This window comes from Ruegeria sp. AE4 (genome assembly GCF_056542185.1).
Map to the genome: position 1 here is coordinate 71,584 of NZ_JBQFZK010000002.1, position 19,008 is coordinate 90,591.

Annotated in this window: 24 protein-coding genes; 14 read left to right on the forward strand and 10 right to left on the reverse strand. The window is 57.9% G+C overall.

Annotation, left to right across the window (positions count from 1 at the left end):
- The first annotated feature begins 48 nt into the window (after positions 1-48).
- The 4 genes from ACR0EK_RS04560 to aspS all read left to right on the forward strand — a co-directional run bounded on the left by ACR0EK_RS04560 (position 49) and on the right by aspS (position 4,301).
- Entirely contained in the window at positions 49-1,176 is a 1,128-nt protein-coding gene (locus tag ACR0EK_RS04560) for an aminodeoxychorismate synthase component I (RefSeq protein WP_480565363.1), read from the forward strand.
- Entirely contained in the window at positions 1,131-1,778 is a 648-nt protein-coding gene (locus ACR0EK_RS04565; protein ID WP_480565366.1) for an aminotransferase class IV family protein, read from the forward strand. The genes ACR0EK_RS04560 and ACR0EK_RS04565 overlap by 46 nt, the downstream gene beginning before the upstream one ends.
- The gene (locus tag ACR0EK_RS04570) at positions 1,775-2,446 is read left to right on the forward strand and encodes a CPBP family intramembrane glutamic endopeptidase (protein ID WP_480565369.1); all 672 of its coding nucleotides are present in this window, start codon (positions 1,775-1,777) and stop codon (positions 2,444-2,446) included. Before ACR0EK_RS04565 ends, ACR0EK_RS04570 begins: the two co-directional genes overlap by 4 nt.
- A gap of 79 nt (positions 2,447-2,525) precedes the next feature.
- Positions 2,526-4,301 carry an aspartate--tRNA ligase gene (gene aspS / locus ACR0EK_RS04575; RefSeq protein WP_267364254.1) on the forward strand — a complete coding sequence of 592 codons (1,776 nt, stop codon included), beginning with the start codon at positions 2,526-2,528 and terminating at the stop codon, positions 4,299-4,301.
- A 180-nt stretch (positions 4,302-4,481) separates the two neighbouring features.
- On the opposite strand, the gene ACR0EK_RS04580 is transcribed toward aspS, so the two are convergent.
- Positions 4,482-5,201, reverse strand: coding sequence for a response regulator (locus ACR0EK_RS04580; protein ID WP_267364252.1), 720 nt, complete (start codon positions 5,199-5,201; stop codon positions 4,482-4,484).
- A 136-nt stretch (positions 5,202-5,337) separates the two neighbouring features.
- Between ACR0EK_RS04580 and mce the strand changes: the two genes are divergently transcribed.
- Both mce and ACR0EK_RS04590 read left to right on the forward strand, forming a co-directional pair.
- Positions 5,338-5,742, forward strand: coding sequence for a methylmalonyl-CoA epimerase (mce, locus tag ACR0EK_RS04585; protein WP_170346086.1), 405 nt, complete (start codon positions 5,338-5,340; stop codon positions 5,740-5,742).
- A 24-nt stretch (positions 5,743-5,766) separates the two neighbouring features.
- Positions 5,767-6,039, forward strand: a complete 273-nt coding sequence (locus tag ACR0EK_RS04590; protein ID WP_267364249.1) for a DUF1467 family protein — start codon at positions 5,767-5,769, stop codon at positions 6,037-6,039.
- Between the two features lie 6 nt (positions 6,040-6,045).
- Here ACR0EK_RS04590 and ACR0EK_RS04595 read toward each other — a convergent pair whose 3' ends face one another.
- Entirely contained in the window at positions 6,046-6,744 is a 699-nt protein-coding gene (locus ACR0EK_RS04595; RefSeq protein WP_480967624.1) for an EI24 domain-containing protein, read from the reverse strand.
- Positions 6,741-7,319 carry a nitroreductase family protein gene (locus ACR0EK_RS04600; RefSeq protein WP_480557776.1) on the reverse strand — a complete coding sequence of 193 codons (579 nt, stop codon included), beginning with the start codon at positions 7,317-7,319 and terminating at the stop codon, positions 6,741-6,743. Before ACR0EK_RS04600 ends, ACR0EK_RS04595 begins: the two co-directional genes overlap by 4 nt.
- A 134-nt stretch (positions 7,320-7,453) precedes the next feature.
- On the opposite strand from ACR0EK_RS04600, the gene ACR0EK_RS04605 reads away from it, so the two are divergent.
- Positions 7,454-7,729: a DUF167 domain-containing protein gene (locus ACR0EK_RS04605; RefSeq protein WP_267364245.1), complete on the forward strand. Its 276-nt coding sequence runs from the start codon at positions 7,454-7,456 to the stop codon at positions 7,727-7,729.
- Here ACR0EK_RS04605 and ACR0EK_RS04610 read toward each other — a convergent pair.
- Positions 7,726-7,965, reverse strand: a complete 240-nt coding sequence (locus ACR0EK_RS04610) for a hypothetical protein (RefSeq protein WP_267364243.1) — start codon at positions 7,963-7,965, stop codon at positions 7,726-7,728. The genes ACR0EK_RS04605 and ACR0EK_RS04610 overlap by 4 nt on opposite strands.
- A gap of 121 nt (positions 7,966-8,086) precedes the next feature.
- Here ACR0EK_RS04610 and ACR0EK_RS04615 point away from each other — a divergent pair, with 121 nt between their 5' ends.
- From ACR0EK_RS04615 to ACR0EK_RS04635, 5 genes are all read left to right on the forward strand, one after another.
- Positions 8,087-8,794 carry a M48 family metallopeptidase gene (locus ACR0EK_RS04615; protein WP_480773755.1) on the forward strand — a complete coding sequence of 236 codons (708 nt, stop codon included), beginning with the start codon at positions 8,087-8,089 and terminating at the stop codon, positions 8,792-8,794.
- Positions 8,791-9,159 (forward strand): YigZ family protein, encoded by a 369-nt coding sequence (locus tag ACR0EK_RS04620; protein ID WP_480773754.1) that lies wholly within the window; start codon positions 8,791-8,793, stop codon positions 9,157-9,159. Before ACR0EK_RS04615 ends, ACR0EK_RS04620 begins: the two co-directional genes overlap by 4 nt.
- Positions 9,160-9,227: 68 nt before the next feature.
- A complete protein-coding gene (locus ACR0EK_RS04625; protein WP_267366457.1) occupies positions 9,228-9,479 on the forward strand; it encodes a DUF6455 family protein in 252 nt (83 codons plus the stop codon).
- A gap of 14 nt (positions 9,480-9,493) precedes the next feature.
- A complete protein-coding gene (locus ACR0EK_RS04630; RefSeq protein WP_267366459.1) occupies positions 9,494-9,763 on the forward strand; it encodes a DUF6455 family protein in 270 nt (89 codons plus the stop codon).
- On the forward strand, positions 9,763-10,023 hold the full coding sequence (locus tag ACR0EK_RS04635; RefSeq protein ID WP_480487616.1) for a DUF6455 family protein: 261 nt from the start codon (positions 9,763-9,765) through the stop codon (positions 10,021-10,023). The genes ACR0EK_RS04630 and ACR0EK_RS04635 overlap by 1 nt, the downstream gene beginning before the upstream one ends.
- Here the strand turns inward: ACR0EK_RS04635 and ACR0EK_RS04640 are convergent, their stop codons facing one another.
- Positions 10,024-10,266: a CDGSH iron-sulfur domain-containing protein gene (locus tag ACR0EK_RS04640; RefSeq protein WP_480773753.1), complete on the reverse strand. Its 243-nt coding sequence runs from the start codon at positions 10,264-10,266 to the stop codon at positions 10,024-10,026. It abuts the gene before it with no gap.
- Positions 10,267-10,492: 226 nt separating this feature from the next.
- Between ACR0EK_RS04640 and ACR0EK_RS04645 the strand changes: the two genes are divergently transcribed.
- The gene (locus ACR0EK_RS04645) at positions 10,493-10,681 is read left to right on the forward strand and encodes a hypothetical protein (protein WP_209504738.1); all 189 of its coding nucleotides are present in this window, start codon (positions 10,493-10,495) and stop codon (positions 10,679-10,681) included.
- 137 nt (positions 10,682-10,818) lie between these two features.
- Here the strand turns inward: ACR0EK_RS04645 and rimO are convergent, their stop codons facing one another.
- Positions 10,819-12,207 (reverse strand): 30S ribosomal protein S12 methylthiotransferase RimO, encoded by a 1,389-nt coding sequence (rimO, locus tag ACR0EK_RS04650; RefSeq protein WP_480899405.1) that lies wholly within the window; start codon positions 12,205-12,207, stop codon positions 10,819-10,821.
- A gap of 95 nt (positions 12,208-12,302) precedes the next feature.
- On the opposite strand from rimO, the gene ACR0EK_RS04655 reads away from it, so the two are divergent.
- On the forward strand, positions 12,303-14,258 hold the full coding sequence (locus ACR0EK_RS04655; protein ID WP_480967625.1) for an AsmA family protein: 1,956 nt from the start codon (positions 12,303-12,305) through the stop codon (positions 14,256-14,258).
- Between the two features lie 47 nt (positions 14,259-14,305).
- Here the strand turns inward: ACR0EK_RS04655 and ACR0EK_RS04660 are convergent, their stop codons facing one another.
- The 4 genes from ACR0EK_RS04660 to ACR0EK_RS04675 are packed head-to-tail and all read right to left on the reverse strand — an operon-like array spanning position 14,306 to position 18,877.
- On the reverse strand, positions 14,306-15,802 hold the full coding sequence (locus ACR0EK_RS04660) for a phosphomannomutase/phosphoglucomutase (RefSeq protein WP_480773751.1): 1,497 nt from the start codon (positions 15,800-15,802) through the stop codon (positions 14,306-14,308).
- Between the two features lie 15 nt (positions 15,803-15,817).
- Positions 15,818-16,651, reverse strand: coding sequence for a 3-deoxy-8-phosphooctulonate synthase (gene kdsA / locus ACR0EK_RS04665; protein WP_480967626.1), 834 nt, complete (start codon positions 16,649-16,651; stop codon positions 15,818-15,820).
- A gap of 5 nt (positions 16,652-16,656) precedes the next feature.
- Positions 16,657-18,240, reverse strand: a complete 1,584-nt coding sequence (locus ACR0EK_RS04670) for a capsule biosynthesis protein (protein WP_267364356.1) — start codon at positions 18,238-18,240, stop codon at positions 16,657-16,659.
- Positions 18,218-18,877 carry an ABC transporter ATP-binding protein gene (locus tag ACR0EK_RS04675; RefSeq protein ID WP_209504732.1) on the reverse strand — a complete coding sequence of 220 codons (660 nt, stop codon included), beginning with the start codon at positions 18,875-18,877 and terminating at the stop codon, positions 18,218-18,220. Before ACR0EK_RS04675 ends, ACR0EK_RS04670 begins: the two co-directional genes overlap by 23 nt.
- Positions 18,878-19,008: the final 131 nt, after the last annotated feature.

The following is a 19,008-nucleotide window of genomic DNA, read 5'->3' on the forward strand; positions in this document are numbered from 1 at the left end:
TTTCCCCTGCCAGAGTATTCTCTATATCGCCCTTCACGGCAAAAGAGGATGCAGTTGCGTATTCGTTTTGATCAGGGACCAGCCGGTCGCGGAACCCGGTTTCAGCGCCCGTCTCGGATTATCCGCGCGGATACGGCGGAGGACGTGCCCCAGGCTCTGGCGGCGCTGGATGAGGCGCGCGCGCGCGGCGCCTGGCTGGCTGGCTATGCCAGTTATGAACTGGGATATGTGCTTGAACCCCGGCTGATCAAACTTTTGCCGGAATCGCGTCGGCTGCCCTTGCTGTGCTTTGGAGTTTACGGCGCGCCGGATCGGGTTTCTTTACCGACGCCCGCAGGCGAGGTGCGCGCGTTTCAGCCGCGCTGGGACGAGGCGCGCTATGGCGAAGCCTTTCAAGTGGTGCATGATGCCATCGGTGCCGGTGACATCTATCAGGCGAACCTGACCTTTCCGATTGACCTGACCGTCTCGGGCAGCAGTGAAACCCTTTATGCGGCACTGGCAGCGGGGCAGCCCGTTGGGCATGGTGCGCTGGTGCAGCAGGTCGGGTTGCCGGATTTGCTCAGCCGCTCGCCAGAGTTGTTCTTCCGCACAGACGCGGATGGAAAGATCGAGACTCGACCGATGAAGGGCACCCAGCCGCGCAGCGAAGACCCGGATGAGGATATGCGGCGCCGGGCGTTTCTGACCACGGACGAAAAGAACCGGGCGGAAAACCTGATGATCGTCGATCTTCTGCGCAACGATATCAGCCGTGTCGCGTTGCCCGGTTCCGTTCATGTCCCTGAACTGTTCAAGGTGGAAACCTATGCGACAGTGCATCAGATGGTTTCACTTGTCCGTGCCCAGTTGCTCAAATGCGCAGGGCTCAGCGATATACTGACGGCTCTGTTTCCCTGCGGCTCGATCACGGGCGCCCCCAAAATTCGCGCCATGGAAATTCTGGCCGGGCTGGAACCCTGGCCGCGCGACATCTATTGTGGCACCATCGGCTGGGCCGCGCCTGATGGCCGGTCCGAGTTCAACGTGGCCATCCGTACGCTGATGCTGGAAGACGATCAGGCCACCCTGAACGTGGGCGGGGGCCTTGTCTGGGACAGCACCGCCCCGGCAGAATATGAGGAGGCGCTATGGAAAGCCCGCTTCGCCCGCCAGCTGAGCCTGATTTCCGCCTGATCGAAACACTGGTGTTTCGGCCAGGTCAGGGCTTTGTCCGAAAAGACCGTCACCTTGCGCGCATGGCCCGAACCGCTGCGGCCTTTGGCCTTCCCTTCAACCCGGATTCAGCGACCGCCGCGCTGGATGGCGCGTTGGGCGACACCCCCTTGCGGTGCCGCCTTACACTGGACGCATCGGGCGCATTCGAATTGACCACCGGGGTTCTGGCCAGCAACCCTCCGGTCTGGCGCATCGCCCTGTCTGATCAGCGACTGGCTTCCAATGATCTTTGGCTGCGTCACAAGACAAGCCGCCGCGCCCTTTATGACAATACTCGCGCCGCGCTGACGGATGGCATAGACGAGGTGTTATTCCTGAATGAGCTTGATGAGCTGTGTGAGGGCACCATCAGCAACCTTTTCGTCGAAAAACAGGACGGTCGTATTCTGACACCTGCGCTCTCCAGCGGTCTGTTGCCTGGCATATTGCGCGAAGAATTACTGGATAAAGGAACGGTGTCTGAGGCCGTGCTGACCTTGAGCGACCTGAAAAATGCACAAACTGCCTACATGGGCAATTCATTGCGCGGGCTGATCCGGGTGGAGCTGATAGACACGTGACCAAAGACAGCGCGATGGTCGGACCGCCGGTTGCATTGCCGCGGTTAAGAGTTGAGTTCGGCCTGTTCTATGTTGTCCTGCCGCTGATCATCGCGGTTTTGTTTCCACCGAACTGGATGTTTCCGGCTCTGTTTGCCCTGACCGGGCTGGGGATCATGCTGCTGCATTGGACACCGGGCTTTCAATGGGCCGAGCTGCGCTATGATTGGGCCAACTGGTCGCTTCGCGAAGTTGTGCTGTTTACCGCTTTCATGTCCGTGTTTTGCGTTGGGCTGATTCAGGTGACACGCCCCGACGCCGCGTTTTTTCTGCTAGTACACCGCCCTGAGATGCTGGCGTTTATCTGGATCGGTTATCCTGTTTTGTCTGCACTGCCACAGGAACTTCTGTTCCGCCCACTGTTCTTCCGTCGCTATCACGCGATCCTGCCAGAAGGGCGCGCGGCTTATGTGCTGAATGCTGCCATCTTCTCGTTCGCGCATCTGATGTATTGGAGTTGGATTGTCGTCCTCATGACATTTGCGGGCGGGCTGCTGTTTGCATGGGCCTACAGGCAGCGCGGCTCGTTCTTCTATGCGGTGCTGCTGCACGCGATTGCGGGCAATATCATCTTTGCGGTCGGGCTGGGTGTCTATTTCTACTCAGGCAACGTGCAAAGGCCGTTTTGACAGGGCGACCCGCCTTGACTTTCCGGGCCTGACAGGGTGTATCGGCGCGACGAATTCTGCGCCCGAAGGGATATGATCCATGCACGCCTATCGCAGCCACACCTGCGCCGCACTGACCGCCGCTAATGTCGGTGAAACCGTTCGCCTGTCCGGTTGGGTGCATCGGGTCCGAGATCATGGGGGCGTCCTGTTCATCGACCTGCGCGACCATTTCGGCGTAACCCAGATCCTGTGTGACGGCGACAGCGCCGCTTTTGCTGCGCTTGAAAAGGTGCGTTCCGAATGGTGCATCCGCATCGACGGAACCGTCAAGGCGCGTGCCGCCGAACTGGTGAACCCGAAACTGCCCACCGGTGAGATCGAGGTTTACGTGCGCGAACTGGAAGTTCTGGGGGCCGCCGAGGAACTGCCGCTAATGGTGTTCGGCGATCAGGAATACCCCGAGGAAACCCGCCTGCGCTATCGTTACCTCGACCTGCGACGCGAGGCGATGCAGCGCAACATGACCTTGCGCTCGGACGTGGTGGCCTCCATGCGCAAGCGTATGTGGGATCAGGGGTTCCGCGAGTACCAGACGCCGATCATCACCGCGTCCTCACCCGAAGGCGCGCGTGACTTCCTTGTGCCGTCGCGCCTGCATCCGGGTAAGTTCTACGCGTTGCCGCAAGCCCCGCAGCAGTTCAAGCAGCTGATTATGGTGTCGGGTTTCGACAAGTATTTCCAGATTGCGCCCTGCTTCCGCGACGAAGACCCGCGCGCCGACCGCTCACCCACCGATTTCTACCAGCTTGACCTCGAGATGTCCTTTGTCGAGCAGCAGGACGTGTTCGACACGATCCAGCCCGTTCTGACCGGTGTGTTCGAAGAGTTCGGTGGCGGTCGCAAGGTCGATCAGGACTGGCCGCAGATTTCCTACAAGGATTCGGCTCTGTGGTACGGCACGGACAAGCCCGACCTGCGGAACCCAATTAAGATGCAGGTGGTTTCCGACCACTTCCGCGGGTCTGGTTTTGCGATTTTTGCAAAGCTGCTCGAACAGGAAGGCACCGAAATTCGCGCTATCCCCGCGCCAACCGGTGGCAGCCGCAAGTTCTGTGACCGCATGAACGCCTTTGCCCAGAAAGAGGGTCTGCCCGGTATGGGCTACATCTTCTGGCGCGATCAGGGCGAAGGGATGGAAGCCGCAGGCCCGCTGGCCAAGAACATCGGCCCCGAGCGGACCGAGGCTATCCGTCAGCAATTGGGTCTGGGTGTCGGCGATGCGGCGTTTTTCCTGGGCGGCAAGCCGAAAGCCTTTGAAAAGGTTGCAGGCAAGGCGCGCGATGTGATCGGCGACGAGCTTGGGCTGACCGAGAAAGACCGCTTTGCCTTTGCCTGGATCGTTGATTTCCCGATCTACGAGCAAGACGAAGAAACCGGCGCGATCGACTTTGAGCACAACCCGTTCTCGATGCCGCAGGGCGGCATGGAAGCGCTACAGGGCAATCCGCTGGATGTGCGCGGGTATCAGTATGACCTCGCGTGCAATGGATATGAGCTGGTGTCGGGTGCGATCCGGAACCACAAGCCGGAAATCATGCTGAAGGCCTTTGAACTGGCAGGCTATGGCGAGGATGAAGTGAAATCCCGCTTTGGCGCTCTGTTCAACGCCTTCCACTACGGTGCGCCGCCGCACGGTGGCTGCGCCGCTGGGATCGACCGGATCGTGATGCTGTTGGCGGATGAGGCCAATATCCGCGAGGTCATGATGTTCCCTATGAACCAGCGGGCCGAAGATCTGATGATGGACGCACCTTCAGACCCGACCTCGGATCAGCTGATGGAACTGGGCTTGCGCCTCATCCCGCAGGACTGAACGAGAGCCGCCCGCATTCAGCGGGCGGTTTCATTTTGGTGCCGGTGCGTATTCGCGGGTCAGTCCAGTGGGTTGTTCAAATCGCCTCGGTTGACACGAATTGAGCGTGCAGTCTGCCGTGTTTGGCGATAGGCCCAGATGCACAGAAGCGTTGCAGTGATGAAATAAGCTGCAATCACGTCAAATCGCCTTTCTTTGTTCCAAACGGTTCTGCACCATGCCGGCGACCTGCGCTGCCTGCGCCGTGATCGGTGCGCCGTTCGCCCGTGACAGCGCCAGCTTTCGGGCGGCTTCTGCCAACGGTCTGTCATCGGCTTCCCGTGCGACCCCTTGCAGAAACTGGGCGGCGTAATCCCATGTGCGATGATCGTTGGGCCCGGTAAGGACATCGGCGATATGCGCCATATCGTCCTGATAGGCCATCGGGTCGGGGCGGATGACTTCATCTCGAACTGAGTGGAGCCCGCTTGGGCGTCGATCCTCGGGCAGGCGCTCCAGAATGGACTTCTGAAAATAAGACAATGATTTTATCGGCTTGGACAGAAATCCATCCGCTCCGGCTGCGTACGCCAGACCTTCGGTAGCGTCATCGCCCGACAGGCCCATGATCACGCTGATCCGTGGTGAAGCTTCGGCCAGTTCGGCGATCAGGTCAGCTCCGGACCCGTCGGGCAGGCCCATATCGACCAGAATGACCGAGGGGCGATAGATCTGCAGGTGTCGCCGTGCAGATTTCAGGCAGTCAGCGCGTCGGATGCGTGCGCCGCTGTGCAGGCACATCAGGCGGATCGCGTCGCAGGCATATCGGCTGTCTTCAACAACCAGAATTGTCTGTCCCAGCAAGGGCCGCGTTGCGGTGGGCGTGGCGGCGGTGGTGGCAATGAGGCCCGAATCGTCCATGGCAGCTCTCCTATCCAGCAGATGCTTCACGCTAGGAACTTCTGGCTAACACGACGTTAACGCGCGATTTGGCGCACTTGTCCTTTTGCAGAGCAGCCCCCATAACCCACGCAACGCAGGACATCAGGAGTGAGACATGATTGGGCGTCTGAACCACGTTGCCATCGCCGTACCCGACCTTGAGGCGGCATCCGAACAGTACCGCAATGCGCTGGGCGCCAAGGTTGGCGCGCCGCAGGACGAGCCGGATCATGGCGTCACGGTTGTGTTCATCGAACTGCCCAACACCAAGATCGAACTTTTGTACCCGCTGGGCGACGACAGCCCTATCAACGGGTTTCTGGAAAAGAACCCGGCAGGCGGTATTCATCACGTATGCTATGAGGTCGAAGACATCATCGCCGCCCGTGATCATTTGAAAGCGACCGGTGCCCGTGTTCTGGGGTCGGGGGAGCCCAAGATCGGCGCGCATGGCAAGCCGGTGCTGTTCCTGCATCCCAAGGACTTCAACGGCTGCCTTGTCGAGCTGGAACAGGTATGATCCGCAAAATCCGGAGGGGCTGAAGTGACCATTACTGCTGCATTGGTGCTGTTTGCCGTCATCTGGTTCATGACGTTGCTAGTGGTTTTGCCCATTCGCATCAAAACTCAGGGTGACCTGAACGATATCGTTCCGGGCACCCATGCGGGTGCGCCGGAAGTCCATCATCTGAAGGCAAAGATGTGGATCACCACCGCTATTGCTGTGGTTTTGTGGGCTATCATTGCCGGCATCATCATTTCCGGTGTGATTTCAGTGCGGGACTTCGACTGGCTGAACCAACTGGAGCCGCGCTAATCTGTGTCAGACCTTTTGGCCTGACACAGCATGAAAAATATGGGTGAATGTCGCCGCGCCAAGGATCGGGATCACCAGATTCAACAGCGGTATCGACAGCGGAATGGCCATCAGGGTTCCAGCGACCCAGATCGTGGTCGAATGCCTGGCTCGCAATTGGCGTGCGCCATCCCGTCCGATCCGGCGCATTGCAGCCAGCGTGAAGTATTCCCGCCCCAACAGGAACCCGTTCATGGCCCAGAAGATGAAGGGCGCAAACGGGGTGAAGATCGCATAGAGGATCAGCGCCAGCAGGTTTGCGACAATCAGCACGCCAAGAAAGCTGAGGCCGTCCAACAGGGCTTCTGACACCGGGATGCGTCGTGCAGGTGGTAAGGCTGGAAAGTGCTTGTCCTCGACGGCCTGTGCCACTTCGTCCAGAAAGATCGATGTGATGGCTGACGCCACCGGCACCATCAGGAAAACAGGCAGGATCAGGACGAGAACGATACCTGAATAGTTCAGAACGTCGTTCAGCCACGGGACAGCTCCGACAAATGGCAGCGAGATTTCACTGCCCGACAACCAGTTGATCAACCTGATCGCACCCGCACAGGCGAGACCCAGCAAAAGGATGGTCAAACCTACACCGCGCAGCAGAACGGCGCGGAATTTGGGGTCTCCGATCTGGCCGAGCGCGCTGAAAAAGGCGTTCAGGATGATCATTCTGTGATCCATTCCGTCAAGGCTGCCACATCGGGCCGCGGGCGTTCGGGTGGCGCTGTTCCCTCGGTGGCGATATGTATCAGCCCGGCGACACGTTCGTTGTCGGCAAGCCCAAAGGCGTCGACGCAGAAGTCGTGGTCATGGGTTTGCCAACCCGATAGCCAGTTTGCGCCCCAGCCTGCGGCCAGCGCGACATTCAGCAGGGCCAGACAGACCGCGCCCGCAGAATAGGTTTGTTCGATCGCGGGTATTTTCTCGGACGGTTTTTGTACTTCGATCACGGCTACGGCCAGATGCCCCATGTCGAACTGGCTGCGCGCTTTTGAAATATCTTCCGGACTTTTGTTCAGCCGTTGCCCGCAGGCCTCGGTCAGGGTTGCCAACCGTGCCATGGCCCCCTGTTCCAGAACGATAAATCGCCAGGGTTCCAGTTTTCCGTGATCGGGGCTGCGTGCGGCTGCGGTCAGCAGGGGGCGCAATTCGTCCCGTGTCGGAGCCGGGGCAACCAGTGTCTTGGCGGGTCGGGACCGGCGCGACTGCAAAAACTCCAGAGCAGCGGGGTTTTTCATGGACATATGTTAACTTCCTTTACATCACGTCTCTGTATCTTGGTCGGCATGCCGAGGGTTTCAAGGGCGCGGCGACGGATCGCGTGGATCAATTTCATTCCACCGCCCATCATGCAAGACTATTGAGGGAAGGGGCGACAATGGCGAAATCCAAACTACGAGATCTGCCGGATCTCAGCGCGCAGGCGCACGCCGGGGCAACGTTTCATCTGAAAGTTACACCCAAGGCCGCGCGCGACCGGGTGGTCGTGAAAGACGGGCAGATCAGGGTATTTGTCACGGCACCGCCTGACAGCGGCAAAGCCAACCATGCGGTTCAGGTGATCCTTGCGAAATGTCTTGGCGTTGCCCCTTCGACACTGACACTCAAGCAGGGGCAAACCGCGCGCAACAAGGTGTTTGTCTATGTGCCCTAAGGCCCCGTTTCACGGATCTGGTAAACACCCTCGGGCAGGTCCAGCGCTGCGGCCAGATCGCGGACCTGTTCGGGCGACAAGGTGATCTTTTGCACCTGGTCGGTTCGCGGATCAAACTGTTCCAGCGTGACGCATTCGGCGAAATTGTTGATCACAACATCCTCTTGCAAAGGTTTTTCACCTTCGTCCACAAGCGTTATGACCGTCGAGTCGAATTCATGCTCAATCGAAAACATAAGGACAGAGTGCAAGCCGTCGACGCGCAATGCAAGACGTTCGTTTCAAAGCATTGTGTGGTTACTCTGAACAGCACGTACTATGTTGAAATCACGGTCAGACCGAGCCGAAGGATGTAACATGCGCAGACGCTTTGTTTTGGTGCTTCCCCTGCTGCTTGCGGCCTGTGCGGAAGGTGCATTGCGCGTGCAACCCGCCGCGGATTGGCTGGGTGAAGGGCCGGAGTCCGAAACCATGGCCCAGACCTTTCGCGAAGTCAGCCAGAACATTGGGGCCGAGGCTCGCAGCCAGTGTTTGAAACAATCAAGGCCTCAGAAATGCGATTTCCGGGTTCTCGTTGATCTGAACCCACGTGCGCCGGCCAATGCGTTTCAGACATTGGACGACCAGAAGCAACCCACCATAATCTTTACACTTGCGATGATCCGTTCCACACAAAATGCAGATGAACTGGCTTTTGTCATGGGGCACGAGGCGGCCCATCACGTGCTGGGCCACATCGCACGGCAAAGCGAAAATGCCAGCGCAAGCGCAACTGAGTTCGGAAAGGCGGAAAAGCTGCGCGGGGGCGACGCCGCCGACATAGAAGAGGCCCAGAAAGTTGGGGCGCAGGTTGGTGTTCAGGCTTATGTGAAGGATTTTGAGCTTGAGGCTGACCAGATGGGCACGATCATTACACATAATGCGGGCTACAACCCGCTGATCGGGGCAAAGTTCTTTGATCGCATTCCGGATCCCGGTGACAGGTTTCTGGGCACCCACCCGCCAAACGCGCAGCGCGTTCACATCGTGCTTGAAACCGCGACACAACTGGGACTGACGCAATGACCGATCTTGTGCGCCTTGGCGTGATTTTGACGGATCGCGGGTCGAAATATGCGGTATCTGGCGCGCCTGTGGCGTCACGCGCGGACGTCGACGCGGTTTTGGACCAACTGAAGTCCGATAAATCCTATGCCAAGGCCACACATAACACCTGGGCCGCCTCTTTGCCGACCGGCGCGCTGAAGGCCGATGATGGGGAGAGCGGCGCCGGTATGGTAATCCTGCGGATGATCGAGCGTGCAGGGCTGGACAATCACGTGATCATCGTCACCCGCTGGTACGGAGGCAAAAAGCTGGGCGGGGACCGCTTTCGCCGCGTTCAGGATGCAACCCGGGCCTATCTGGACCACATCGGCGTCCAATCTTGACCTGTATCAAAGTCTGACCTTCCGGATGCGCTAGGATTTCGTAAAGCGCGAAAGGGAAAGGATATAGCATGCCCACCCGAGAGTCCTTGCGGCTTCATGCCGGATTGGTGGACGATATGGCCAGAATGCTGGACATCGATCTTGAGGAAGCAGCCATTGGCGGCAAGCTATCTGTCGACCAGATTTCTGACGCAGTTCTGCGATGTACCGATTGTCCGAACCCGGATCATTGTCAGGATCTGCTTAAGAAAATGGCGACCGCTGGGCGGACACCTGAATATTGCCGTAACCAGGAGTTACTGCACAAATTGATGCCTTAACTGTCAGGTTCGCCATGCCACGTCTCGGTGAAATCATGGCCCACCTGCGCCTGGTACTGCGGATGGGCGAGGTCACAGGAACCGACCTGGCCGCAGCCTATCGGGACGGTCACCTGAAACATGAGGATTGGGCCGAGATCGTGCAGCAATGCCGAGGCTGTGCCTGGGCCAGAACCTGCCCAGAGTGGCTGGAACGGCGCGAACAGATTGATCATGCCCCATGCACATGCCCGAACCGTGAGCGTTTCAAGGCCATCAAAGCTTTGCAAGCGGAGGACGCGTGATGCCTCGGGATATTCTGGGTGAGGTCGAAAAGCACTTTTGGTTGACGCGCTCTGTCTCGCGAAGCATGGGAATTTCACTGAGCGAAGCAATGGCCGAAGGGCGGCTGTCGCCCGAAGAATACGCCAAACTGGTCACGCGTTGTCGCGCATCGGGCTGTGATGCGCAATGCACCAGCTGGCTGGCTCAGCGGCAGCATCCAGCGGATACGGCCCCGGATTTCTGTGCAAATTCAGAGACACTGAACCGATTAAAAGGTTGATCAAAGGTCTTTGTGCGTTCCATCGCATAGCGGCGCGTTTGCACTGTGTTTGCACCCGCAAAAGAAGACCTTTTTGCTGGTCTCGGCCGTGTATTTCACCGGTTCGAACCCACTGCCTTTATGTGAGCCATCGCAAAAGGGTTGGCGGTTCGATTTTCCACACGCGCACCAGAAATAGGTTTTCCCTTCGACAACCTCGACTGAAAAAGGGGTTTTCTGGGCAATAACGGGTGTGTCTGACATGTGGCTTCTCCGTCTTTGGCTGAAACGTCGCACAGTTTAGGACGATGCAGACAAAAAGGTAGCTGTAATGCCGCAAGGATCATCATTTGGGCTTCGAACTGGCATGGAATCGCTCTTCCTCACGAGGAAGTGACCGTTTCAGTTGCCAGATTGCCGTTCAGCCCGTACTCTGGAAACGGCCCGAAAAGCTGGGCAATATCAGAAAAGTAATAGAGGATTGACGGACATGAAACTGAAACTTGCAGCCGTTGGCGCATTTGCTCTGGTCCTGACCGCTTGTGCGCAGCAGGAAGAACCGACCCCTGTTTACGTACAACCCGACTACGACAAGTATGGCTCGGCCAGCTGCTCGGCAGGCTATGAACTGGCAACAACCGAAGCAGGTCAGACTGTCTGCAACCCGGTTTCTCAGTAAGCTTATCGCAGGCGGTCTGATTGCGGACCGCCTGCACCATTTTCAGGAATTATCGCCGCCATTCATGGCGGTTTATTTCTACCTGCGCTGTAAGGGGTAACTATTCACCCGAGGGCATTATGGGCAGGTTACTGGCGTCAAACGGGTTTCCCCCACAGATCGTATTCCCCCGCCTCGTCCACTTCGACCGTGACGATATCGCCGGGTTTGAGGCTTTCGAAGCCCTCGTCAATGAACAGGTTGCCGTCGATCTCGGGCGCGTCCGATTTGGTGCGGCAGGTGGCGGCTTCGTCATCCACTTCATCGACGATTACTTGAAGCGTTTGTCCGACTTTAGCTTGCAACTTGGCTTCTGAAATGGCCTGAGCCTTTTCCATGAAGCGATCCCACCGCTCTTGCTTGATTTCGGCCGGGACATGATCAGGCAGGTCGTTTGAGCGCGCACCATCCACGTTTTCGTATTGAAAACAGCCGACACGATCCAGTTGCGCCTCGTCCATCCAGTCCAGCAGGGTTTGGAATTCGGCCTCGGATTCACCCGGATAGCCAACGATAAAGGTCGAACGCAGGGTGATATCGGGGCAGATTGCGCGCCAGGCCTGAATTTCGTCCAGAGTTTTGGCCGCTGCGGCGGGGCGGGCCATCCGTTTCAGAACATCCGGGTGGGCGTGCTGGAACGGGATATCCAGATACGGCAGTATGTTGGACCCGCCATCCGCCATCAGGGGGATCAACTCGCGCACATGAGGATAGGGATAGACATAGTGCAGCCGCACCCAGGCATCCAACTGACCCAGTTCACGGGCCAGATCGGTGATGTGGCTGCGCACATGGCGGTCTTTCCACGGGTTCACATCGTATTTCCGGTCCAGCCCATAGGCAGACGTGTCCTGTGAGATTACCAACAGTTCGCGCACGCCGCTATCGACCAGCTTTTCCGCCTCGCGCAGAACCGCATGGGCCGGACGGCTGGCCAGTTTTCCTCGCATATCGGGGATGATGCAGAACTTGCATTTGTGGTTACAGCCCTCGGAAATCTTCAGATAGCTGTAGTGGCGGGGGGTCAGTCGCACACTGCTGGCGGGCAGCAGATCGACGAACGGGTCAGGGTCAGGGGGAACGGCGGCGTGAACCGCATCCAGAACCTGCTCGTACTGATGCGGACCGGTGACCGCCATGATGCGGGGGTGGTGTTCACGGATGTAATCCGGTTCGGCCCCCAGGCAGCCGGTGACGATAACCTTGCCGTTTTCAACAAGCGCCTCTCCGATCGCATCCAGCGATTCTGCCTTGGCGCTGTCGAGGAACCCGCAAGTGTTCACAATAACGGCATCGGCCCCGGCATAATCCGGAGAAATGCCGTATCCTTCAGCACGAAGCCGGGTCAGAATGCGTTCGCTGTCGACCAAAGCTTTTGGACAGCCCAGCGAAACCATGCCGATCGTCGGCTGGTTTGAACGGGGTGTCTCGGTGATCCGGGCGGCCGGAGCCAGGTCAGGGCGGAGGTTTGGCGGGTTCGTCGTCATGGCGCGGCATATAGTGGGGAAAGCTTCCCCTTGCAAATGTGACGTGCGATTTGAATGATCGCGGTAAAGACAAGCCAAAAGGCGGAGAGCAGATCATGAAATGGCTGATACGCATCCTGTTTATTGTTGTGGCGGTGGTTGGGCTGGTCATTGGCGCGCTATTGCTGATGCCCGGCGACAAGCTTGGCGCGATTCTGGCCGAGCAGGTCAAAGCCCAGACAGGGCGCGAACTGACATTGAGCGGCGATGTGCGCCTGTCGTTCTGGCCGGTGCTGGGTATGGAAACCGGGCCGGTGCGTTTTGGGAACGCCAGCTGGGCCGGGCCAGAGCCGATGCTGAGCGCTGATAGCCTTGCCGTGGGCGTGGATGCTGCTGCGCTTTTGAATGGGGATCTGCGGATCAAACGCGTTTTCGCGGAAAACCCGGTGCTGCGGCTGGAGCGTTCGCAAGGGCGCGGAAACTGGGGGCTGAGCGCGCCTGTGACCACCGCGACTGCCACACCGTCTGCGGGGACGGTTCCGGCAGGCGCATCGTCGGCCGTAACTTTGGAAGAGTTGCAGCTAAATAATGCGCGACTGATCTATGTGGAAGACGGTGCCACGCAGATGGATTTTCCTGATGTCACCTTGTCGGCCAGTTGGCCTCAGGTCACTGCGCCGATGGTAATGGAAGCATCAATGCCTGTACCCGGAGGTGCTGTTCAGGTTGATTTGAAGATCCCGGACTTGCCAACTTTTGCCGCAGGGTCCGTAACCGCGCTTGAACTGGCCCTGACTGCACCGGGTGGTGAGATAGGCTTTGACGGCCACGTCAATCTGGCCGGAGAGATGGACGGGACCACAAAGATCACCACCCGAGATACGGAAAAGATGCTGGCGGCCTTCGGTCAGGCGGGTGTGGCTGTGCCGTGGGGATTGGGTAACGTTGCCGATATCTCTGCACAAATGACCTATACGCGGGACGGTCGGATTTCCCTGCGGAGCATGACAGCGCAGTTGGATGGCAACCAGTTCGTCGGAGAGGCGGATATCACCATTTCCGATCCCCCTCAGATCGTCGCACGGTTGGATGCGGGCGATCTTGACCTGTCAAAGATATCCGAAACCGGCGCCGGGTCGGGTGGCGCGTCTCAACCTGCGTCACCAGTTCAGGAAGGCTGGTCAAAAGACCCAATCGACGCATCCGCATTGGCTTTGGCGAATGGCAATATTCGCCTGACGGCCAACTCAATCGCGGTTCCCGGCATGACCTTTGGGAAAAGTGACCTGACGCTGACACTTGATCGCGCGCGGGCGGTTCTTGCCATGCATCCCGCGACGTTGTTTTCGGGTCAGTTGAATGGGCAGGTGGTTGCCAACAATCGCAATGGCCTGTCCGTGGGCGGCAAGGTGACGGCAAGTGAGATTGATCTGAAACAGGCGTTGTCGACACTGGCCGGGGTCGAACGCCTGTCGGGAAGCGCGGCAGGAACCGTTGAGTTTCTGGGTGTAGGTCAGTCTGAGGATCAGATTATGCATTCTCTCAGCGGTAAGGGAAATCTGGATGTCGGGACGGGGGTAATATCCGGTTTCGATCTGGATCGACTTATGGGGCAGGGGACCGGATCGGGCGGAACAACGGTGTTCAACAGCCTGTCGGCCAACTTCACCATCGATCAGGGTGTAATGACGAATAACGATCTGCTTATGTCGCTTAAGAATTTCCGCGCCGATGGTCAGGGGGTCGTGGGTCTGGGTGCGCGCAATATCGATTATCTGTTCACGCCCGTAGCTTTGCGGGCCAATTCGGGGCAGGGCATATCGGTGCCTGTGCGTATCGTTGGCCCGTGGAGCAACCCGTCAATCAAGCCGGATCTGACCAAGGTCATCGAAGCGGCGGCAGATGTGAAGGTCAAAGAGCTGGAAAACGACGCGAAACAGAAAGTTTTCGAGAAGGTTGGAAACGAGCTGGATACCACCATCACGGACAGCGATCAGATCGAAGATGCGCTTAAGAACAAGCTTGAAGAAGAGGCGAAGAAAGGGCTGCTCAAACTGTTTGGCGGAAACTGAGCAAGTGTTGCACTTGGGGCGATCAGATATGCCCCAAGCAGTTTTCCTCAGATGGTCTGGTCGTAATCGCCAACACCGGGTTCGGTTCGGATCACCGCATCGATATCGGCAAAGATCGCCCGCATCTCAGCCTCGCTTTCGCTGCTTTCACAGACGACCACCAGATTGGGTGTGTTGGATGAAGCCCGCACCAGCCCCCAGCTGCCATTGTCCAGAATGACACGTGCGCCGTTCACCGTAACGACCTCTTTGATCGCACGGCCTGCGAGTGTTTCGCCCGCATCTCCCTTGGCAACCAGCTTGTCGACCAGTCGCTGCAGGATATCGTATTTTTCGGTATCTGCTGCATAGGGTGACATGGTGGGCGTCGACCAGGTCTTGGGCAGAGCTTTGCGCAGGTCGGACATGCTTTGATCCGGGTTGCGGTCCATCAGTTTACAGATCTCGACCGCGACGCGCATTCCGCAGTCATAACCGCGCCCGACCGGCTCGGCCAGAAAGTAATGGCCCGACTTTTCAAACCCAGCCAGCGCACCGATTTCTTTGACGCGCCGTTTCATGTGGCTGTGGCCGGTTTTCCAGTAATCTGCCTTGACGCCAAGGGCCTGCAACTCGGGATCGCTGGCAAACAGGCCGGTGGATTTCACATCAGCGACAAAGGTCGATCCGGGGTGCAGCTTGGCCAGATCGCGGGCCATGATCACACCCACCTTGTCGGCAAAGATCTCTTCGCCTTCATCATCGACGACGCCGCAGCGATCACCGTCACCATCAAACCCAAGTGCCAGATCGGCACCGCTGGATTTTACCGTTGCCGCCATGTCATGCAGCATTTCCATCGCTTCGGGGTTCGGGTTGTAGTTTGGGAAGGTGTAATCCAACCGGTTATGGCTGGGGACGACCTCAACCCCCATCCGTTCGAAGATTTCGGGCGCAAAGGCCGAAGCGGTGCCGTTTCCGGTTGCGCAGACAACCTTTAGCGGGCGGGACACTTTGAAATCACCGACGAGGTCGTCGATATACGCTTCCTTCACGCCCTCGACGAATTCCCAAGATCCACCCTCATGCGCCTGACCTTCGCCGTTCAGAACGATGTCGCGCAATTCAGACATCTCGTCGGGGCCGTGTGTCAAAGGGCGGTCAAAGCCCATTTTGACCCCAGTCCAGCCGTTTGGATTGTGGCTGGCCGTAACCATCGCCACGGCCGGTACATCCAGATGAAACTGCGCGAAATAGGCCATTGGGCTAAGCGCAGGGCCAATGTCTTTCACGCGGATACCGGCCTGCATCAATCCCAGGATCAGGGCGTTTTTGATCGCCAGTGAATAGTCACGATAATCGTTTCCTACGGCGATCACGGGTTCGATCCCGCGCCTGCGCATTTGGGTACCCAGCCCAAGGCCCAGCGCCGTCATGCCCGGCAGGTTGATCTCTTCCGGATATTTCCAGCGGGCGTCATATTCGCGAAACCCGGTGGGTTTGATCATCGCGTCACGCAGAAAACTCCAGGTGTTTGGTGTTACCTCGGGAATTGGTTTGGTCATAACAAGTCTCAGTCGTTAAATCTGAATAGGATCAGCTTTGGCCAGCGCATCAAAGCGCATCAAAGTGTCAATGAGTTGGGGCATCTGATCCAACGGAATCATGTTGGGCCCGTCCGAAGGAGCATTGTCCGGATTCTGGTGTGTTTCAATGAACACCGCGCCAATACCCAGCGACACGGCGGCGCGCGCCATGACCGGAGCAAATTCGCGTTGCCCACCCGAGGAGCCACCTTTTCCGCCCGGTTGCTGCACGGAATGGGTCGCATCCATCACTACTGGATACCCGGTCTGGGCCATTTGCGGCAGGGACCGCATATCAGCCACCAGTGTGTTATAGCCGAACGAAGTGCCACGTTCGGTCAGCAGGATATTATGATTCCCCGTGCTTTCGATCTTGGACACGATATTGGGCATCTCCCACGGCGCGAGAAACTGACCCTTTTTCACATTGACCACAGCGCCCGTATTGCCCGCAGCCAGCAGCATATCCGTCTGGCGGCACAAAAACGCCGGGATTTGCAGGACGTCTACCGCCTCGGCGGCGATGGCGCACTGCGCTTCGGTATGAACATCGGTCAGGACCGGAATGCCCATTGTCTTGCGGATGCTATCCAGAACCTGCAACCCGGCATCAATGCCCATGCCGCGCTTGCCGGACAGTGAGGTCCGGTTCGCCTTGTCATAAGATGCCTTGAAGACATATTGCGCACCGGCTGCATCGCAGGCCTCTTTCATCTTGCCAGCAATCATCTGTGCGTGGTCTGCCGTTTCAAGCTGGCAGGGGCCCGCAATGATAGTCAGCGGAAGGTCGTTGCCGACCGTCAGGTCGGAGATTTTTACATGTTTCATGAGTCTTATGAGGATACCTGTTCACGAAGGACCGACGCGGTAAGCGAGATCATGAGGTAGATACCAGCAAACAACAGGAATGCCAAAATCGTATTTTCGAACTTGCGCGGATAGCTGGGTTCCTGACTTGGGATCGGGTTCACCGAGACGGTCAGGTAACGCACCTGCCGGTTAGCTTCGGATCGGGTCGATTCCATTTGCTGCATTGCCGTTTGCAGCATCATGTCCCGTGCCGCCAGATCCGCCTGAGCGATCTGGATGCGCACGCTCAACCGCGCCAGCGAATTTTCGCCATCGGAAGCATCCTGCATCTCGGCATTCAGTTGTTCCAGCACCTTTTCAAGCCGGGCAATGTCAGCCTTGACGCCGTCGACCTTGGCTTTGTTCGGGCGCAGGTTGTCTTGCAGGGCGGCAAGTTCAAGCTCTTTGTCCTGCACCAATATCTCGATCTCGTTGATGCGGGCGCGCAGGCTGGCAATGACATTCTCGGGGTCCAGCACCGCCCCTTGAAGCTGAAGCTCGATCAATTCCTCCTGCGCCTGCCGCCGCGCCTCCTGCGCCGCTTCAAAGCTTTCCAATGCGTCGCGCATCTGGTCTTCGCGCTTCTTGCCGGACAGGGCATTCACCCGATCTTCGGCGTAAGAGATCAAACGCTCCGAGAACTCGGTCGAGGTCTGTGCGTCTGGTGCAACAACCTCCATCCGGATGACCCCTTCGGTTGGATCATACCCGATTGTGATCATGCGTTTGAACAGCTTGTATGCGTCTTCCAGCGTGGCGTCGGGTGATAGCCTTTGAATCGGATCAATCACTTCCTGCTTGAAGACATCAGAAAAACCGGCGTCCCGATCCAGCAGTAACAAAGCCTCTTTCGATTCCAGGAAAGATTGAACCGAGATTGAATCTTGCGTGGTGGCGAATTGCGTTCCAGCGAGCAGCCCGCCGATGGAACCCGGCCCGCCATCGGCTTGCAGGATCAGAAACTCGGAATCGCTGGCATACATCGGGGTGGCGATGCGATAGAAATAAAACCCCACAACAAAGGTCGGAAGGAACACAAAGGCGGCCAGACGCGCGAACAGGCCAAACAGTTTACGCCTGCGTCGGCGCGCGATGTCCTTCTGAATCTGACCGATTTCAAGGTTCCGCCGCTCAGCCGGGCTGAGCTCGGGTCCCGGAAGGTTTGGCGTGCTTGCGCCTATGGATTGCGGCAACTGAATGCTGATCTTGTCTTTGACCTTCGAACTGTCGCCCTGTCCCGAGGGCTTTGCCGCGGCAAGATCAAGAAGGTTCGTGCGCTGAAACGGATCAATGCCTTTCTTGCGCAGCAAGCGCACCGCATCATAGTCCGATGTTGCCGCCAGTCCGTGTTTCTGCGCGAGTTTACGCGCAATACGCAACTGGCGGCCTGTCAGGCCTTCGCGCTTGATGTCGTCAATTTGCGTGCCTGGCTGGGCCTCGGCCGCCGGTGCCTGACCTTGCGTCGCGCCCCGTATGCGCGAGATTGCATCCGCTCGCGCCTCGGCCGAATCGTCCACCTGTCGATTGCTGCGCCAGTTGTACTTTCTAACCTTGGGTTTCGTAGTCATATAGCTGCTTTGCCTCTTCCAAGGAGTCAAACATGTACAATTGCCCGTCCAGCAGAACGGCGGCCTGCTGCGCGAATTTTTCCAAAACAGTCGGGCTGTGCGACACGATCACCAATGTCGTGGTGCGCAACCTTTCCTTCAGGATCGCCCCTGCCTTCTCGTTGAATTCAACATCTGTAGACGCCGGCATCCCTTCATCGACAAGATACATGTCGAAATCCAGCGCCAGCATCAAAGAAAACGTGAATCGAGACCGCATCCCCGAAGAATAGGTGGACAGCGGCTGTTCGAAATATTCACCCAAACCGCAGAGCCATTTGCAATACGCCTCAACATAGTCCGGATCCATGCCGTAAATCTTGGCGATGTATCGCGCGTTCTCAAGCGCCGACAACTTGCCGGTTACACCCCCGGTGAAACCCATGGGGAACGAGACCCGGCATTCGCGGCGGATCACGCCCTCGTCGGGTTTTTCCAGACCGGCCATCATGTTGATCAGCGTGGTTTTGCCAGTACCATTCGGGGCCAGAACGCCCAGCGACGTGCCCAGTTCGACACGGAACGAGACCCTGTCCAGGATCACCTTGCGGCGCGTCCCGGTCCAGAAGGACTTGCTGACATTGTCGAACTCTAGCATTCGGGGCCTGCTGCTCGTTTCCGTTGTGTCGCCGCGCTTTCAGGCGGTCAGAAAGGATGGTTTTTACCGTTCCATGTTGGCTACATTATGTCGAATTATGAAACAAATGTTCAATGCGTTGCTGCCGACCC

Excerpts from the sequence above, each read along its gene's own strand:
- ACR0EK_RS04560 (WP_480565363.1), top strand. The coding sequence starts at position 49 with ATGCAGTTGCGTATTCGTTTTGATCAGGGACCAGCCGGTCGCGGAACC.
- ACR0EK_RS04565 (WP_480565366.1), top strand. The coding sequence starts at position 1,131 with ATGGAAAGCCCGCTTCGCCCGCCAGCTGAGCCTGATTTCCGCCTGATC.
- aspS (WP_267364254.1), top strand. The coding sequence starts at position 2,526 with ATGCACGCCTATCGCAGCCACACCTGCGCCGCACTGACCGCCGCTAAT.
- ACR0EK_RS04580 (WP_267364252.1), bottom strand. The coding sequence starts at position 5,201 with ATGGACGATTCGGGCCTCATTGCCACCACCGCCGCCACGCCCACCGCA.
- mce (WP_170346086.1), top strand. The coding sequence starts at position 5,338 with ATGATTGGGCGTCTGAACCACGTTGCCATCGCCGTACCCGACCTTGAG.
- ACR0EK_RS04595 (WP_480967624.1), bottom strand. The coding sequence starts at position 6,744 with ATGATCATCCTGAACGCCTTTTTCAGCGCGCTCGGCCAGATCGGAGAC.
- ACR0EK_RS04600 (WP_480557776.1), bottom strand. The coding sequence starts at position 7,319 with ATGTCCATGAAAAACCCCGCTGCTCTGGAGTTTTTGCAGTCGCGCCGG.
- ACR0EK_RS04605 (WP_267364245.1), top strand. The coding sequence starts at position 7,454 with ATGGCGAAATCCAAACTACGAGATCTGCCGGATCTCAGCGCGCAGGCG.
- ACR0EK_RS04610 (WP_267364243.1), bottom strand. The coding sequence starts at position 7,965 with ATGTTTTCGATTGAGCATGAATTCGACTCGACGGTCATAACGCTTGTG.
- ACR0EK_RS04615 (WP_480773755.1), top strand. The coding sequence starts at position 8,087 with ATGCGCAGACGCTTTGTTTTGGTGCTTCCCCTGCTGCTTGCGGCCTGT.
- ACR0EK_RS04620 (WP_480773754.1), top strand. The coding sequence starts at position 8,791 with ATGACCGATCTTGTGCGCCTTGGCGTGATTTTGACGGATCGCGGGTCG.
- ACR0EK_RS04625 (WP_267366457.1), top strand. The coding sequence starts at position 9,228 with ATGCCCACCCGAGAGTCCTTGCGGCTTCATGCCGGATTGGTGGACGAT.
- ACR0EK_RS04630 (WP_267366459.1), top strand. The coding sequence starts at position 9,494 with ATGCCACGTCTCGGTGAAATCATGGCCCACCTGCGCCTGGTACTGCGG.
- ACR0EK_RS04635 (WP_480487616.1), top strand. The coding sequence starts at position 9,763 with ATGCCTCGGGATATTCTGGGTGAGGTCGAAAAGCACTTTTGGTTGACG.
- ACR0EK_RS04640 (WP_480773753.1), bottom strand. The coding sequence starts at position 10,266 with ATGTCAGACACACCCGTTATTGCCCAGAAAACCCCTTTTTCAGTCGAG.
- ACR0EK_RS04645 (WP_209504738.1), top strand. The coding sequence starts at position 10,493 with ATGAAACTGAAACTTGCAGCCGTTGGCGCATTTGCTCTGGTCCTGACC.
- rimO (WP_480899405.1), bottom strand. The coding sequence starts at position 12,207 with ATGACGACGAACCCGCCAAACCTCCGCCCTGACCTGGCTCCGGCCGCC.
- ACR0EK_RS04655 (WP_480967625.1), top strand. The coding sequence starts at position 12,303 with ATGAAATGGCTGATACGCATCCTGTTTATTGTTGTGGCGGTGGTTGGG.
- ACR0EK_RS04660 (WP_480773751.1), bottom strand. The coding sequence starts at position 15,802 with ATGACCAAACCAATTCCCGAGGTAACACCAAACACCTGGAGTTTTCTG.
- kdsA (WP_480967626.1), bottom strand. The coding sequence starts at position 16,651 with ATGAAACATGTAAAAATCTCCGACCTGACGGTCGGCAACGACCTTCCG.
- ACR0EK_RS04670 (WP_267364356.1), bottom strand. The coding sequence starts at position 18,240 with ATGACTACGAAACCCAAGGTTAGAAAGTACAACTGGCGCAGCAATCGA.
- ACR0EK_RS04675 (WP_209504732.1), bottom strand. The coding sequence starts at position 18,877 with ATGCTAGAGTTCGACAATGTCAGCAAGTCCTTCTGGACCGGGACGCGC.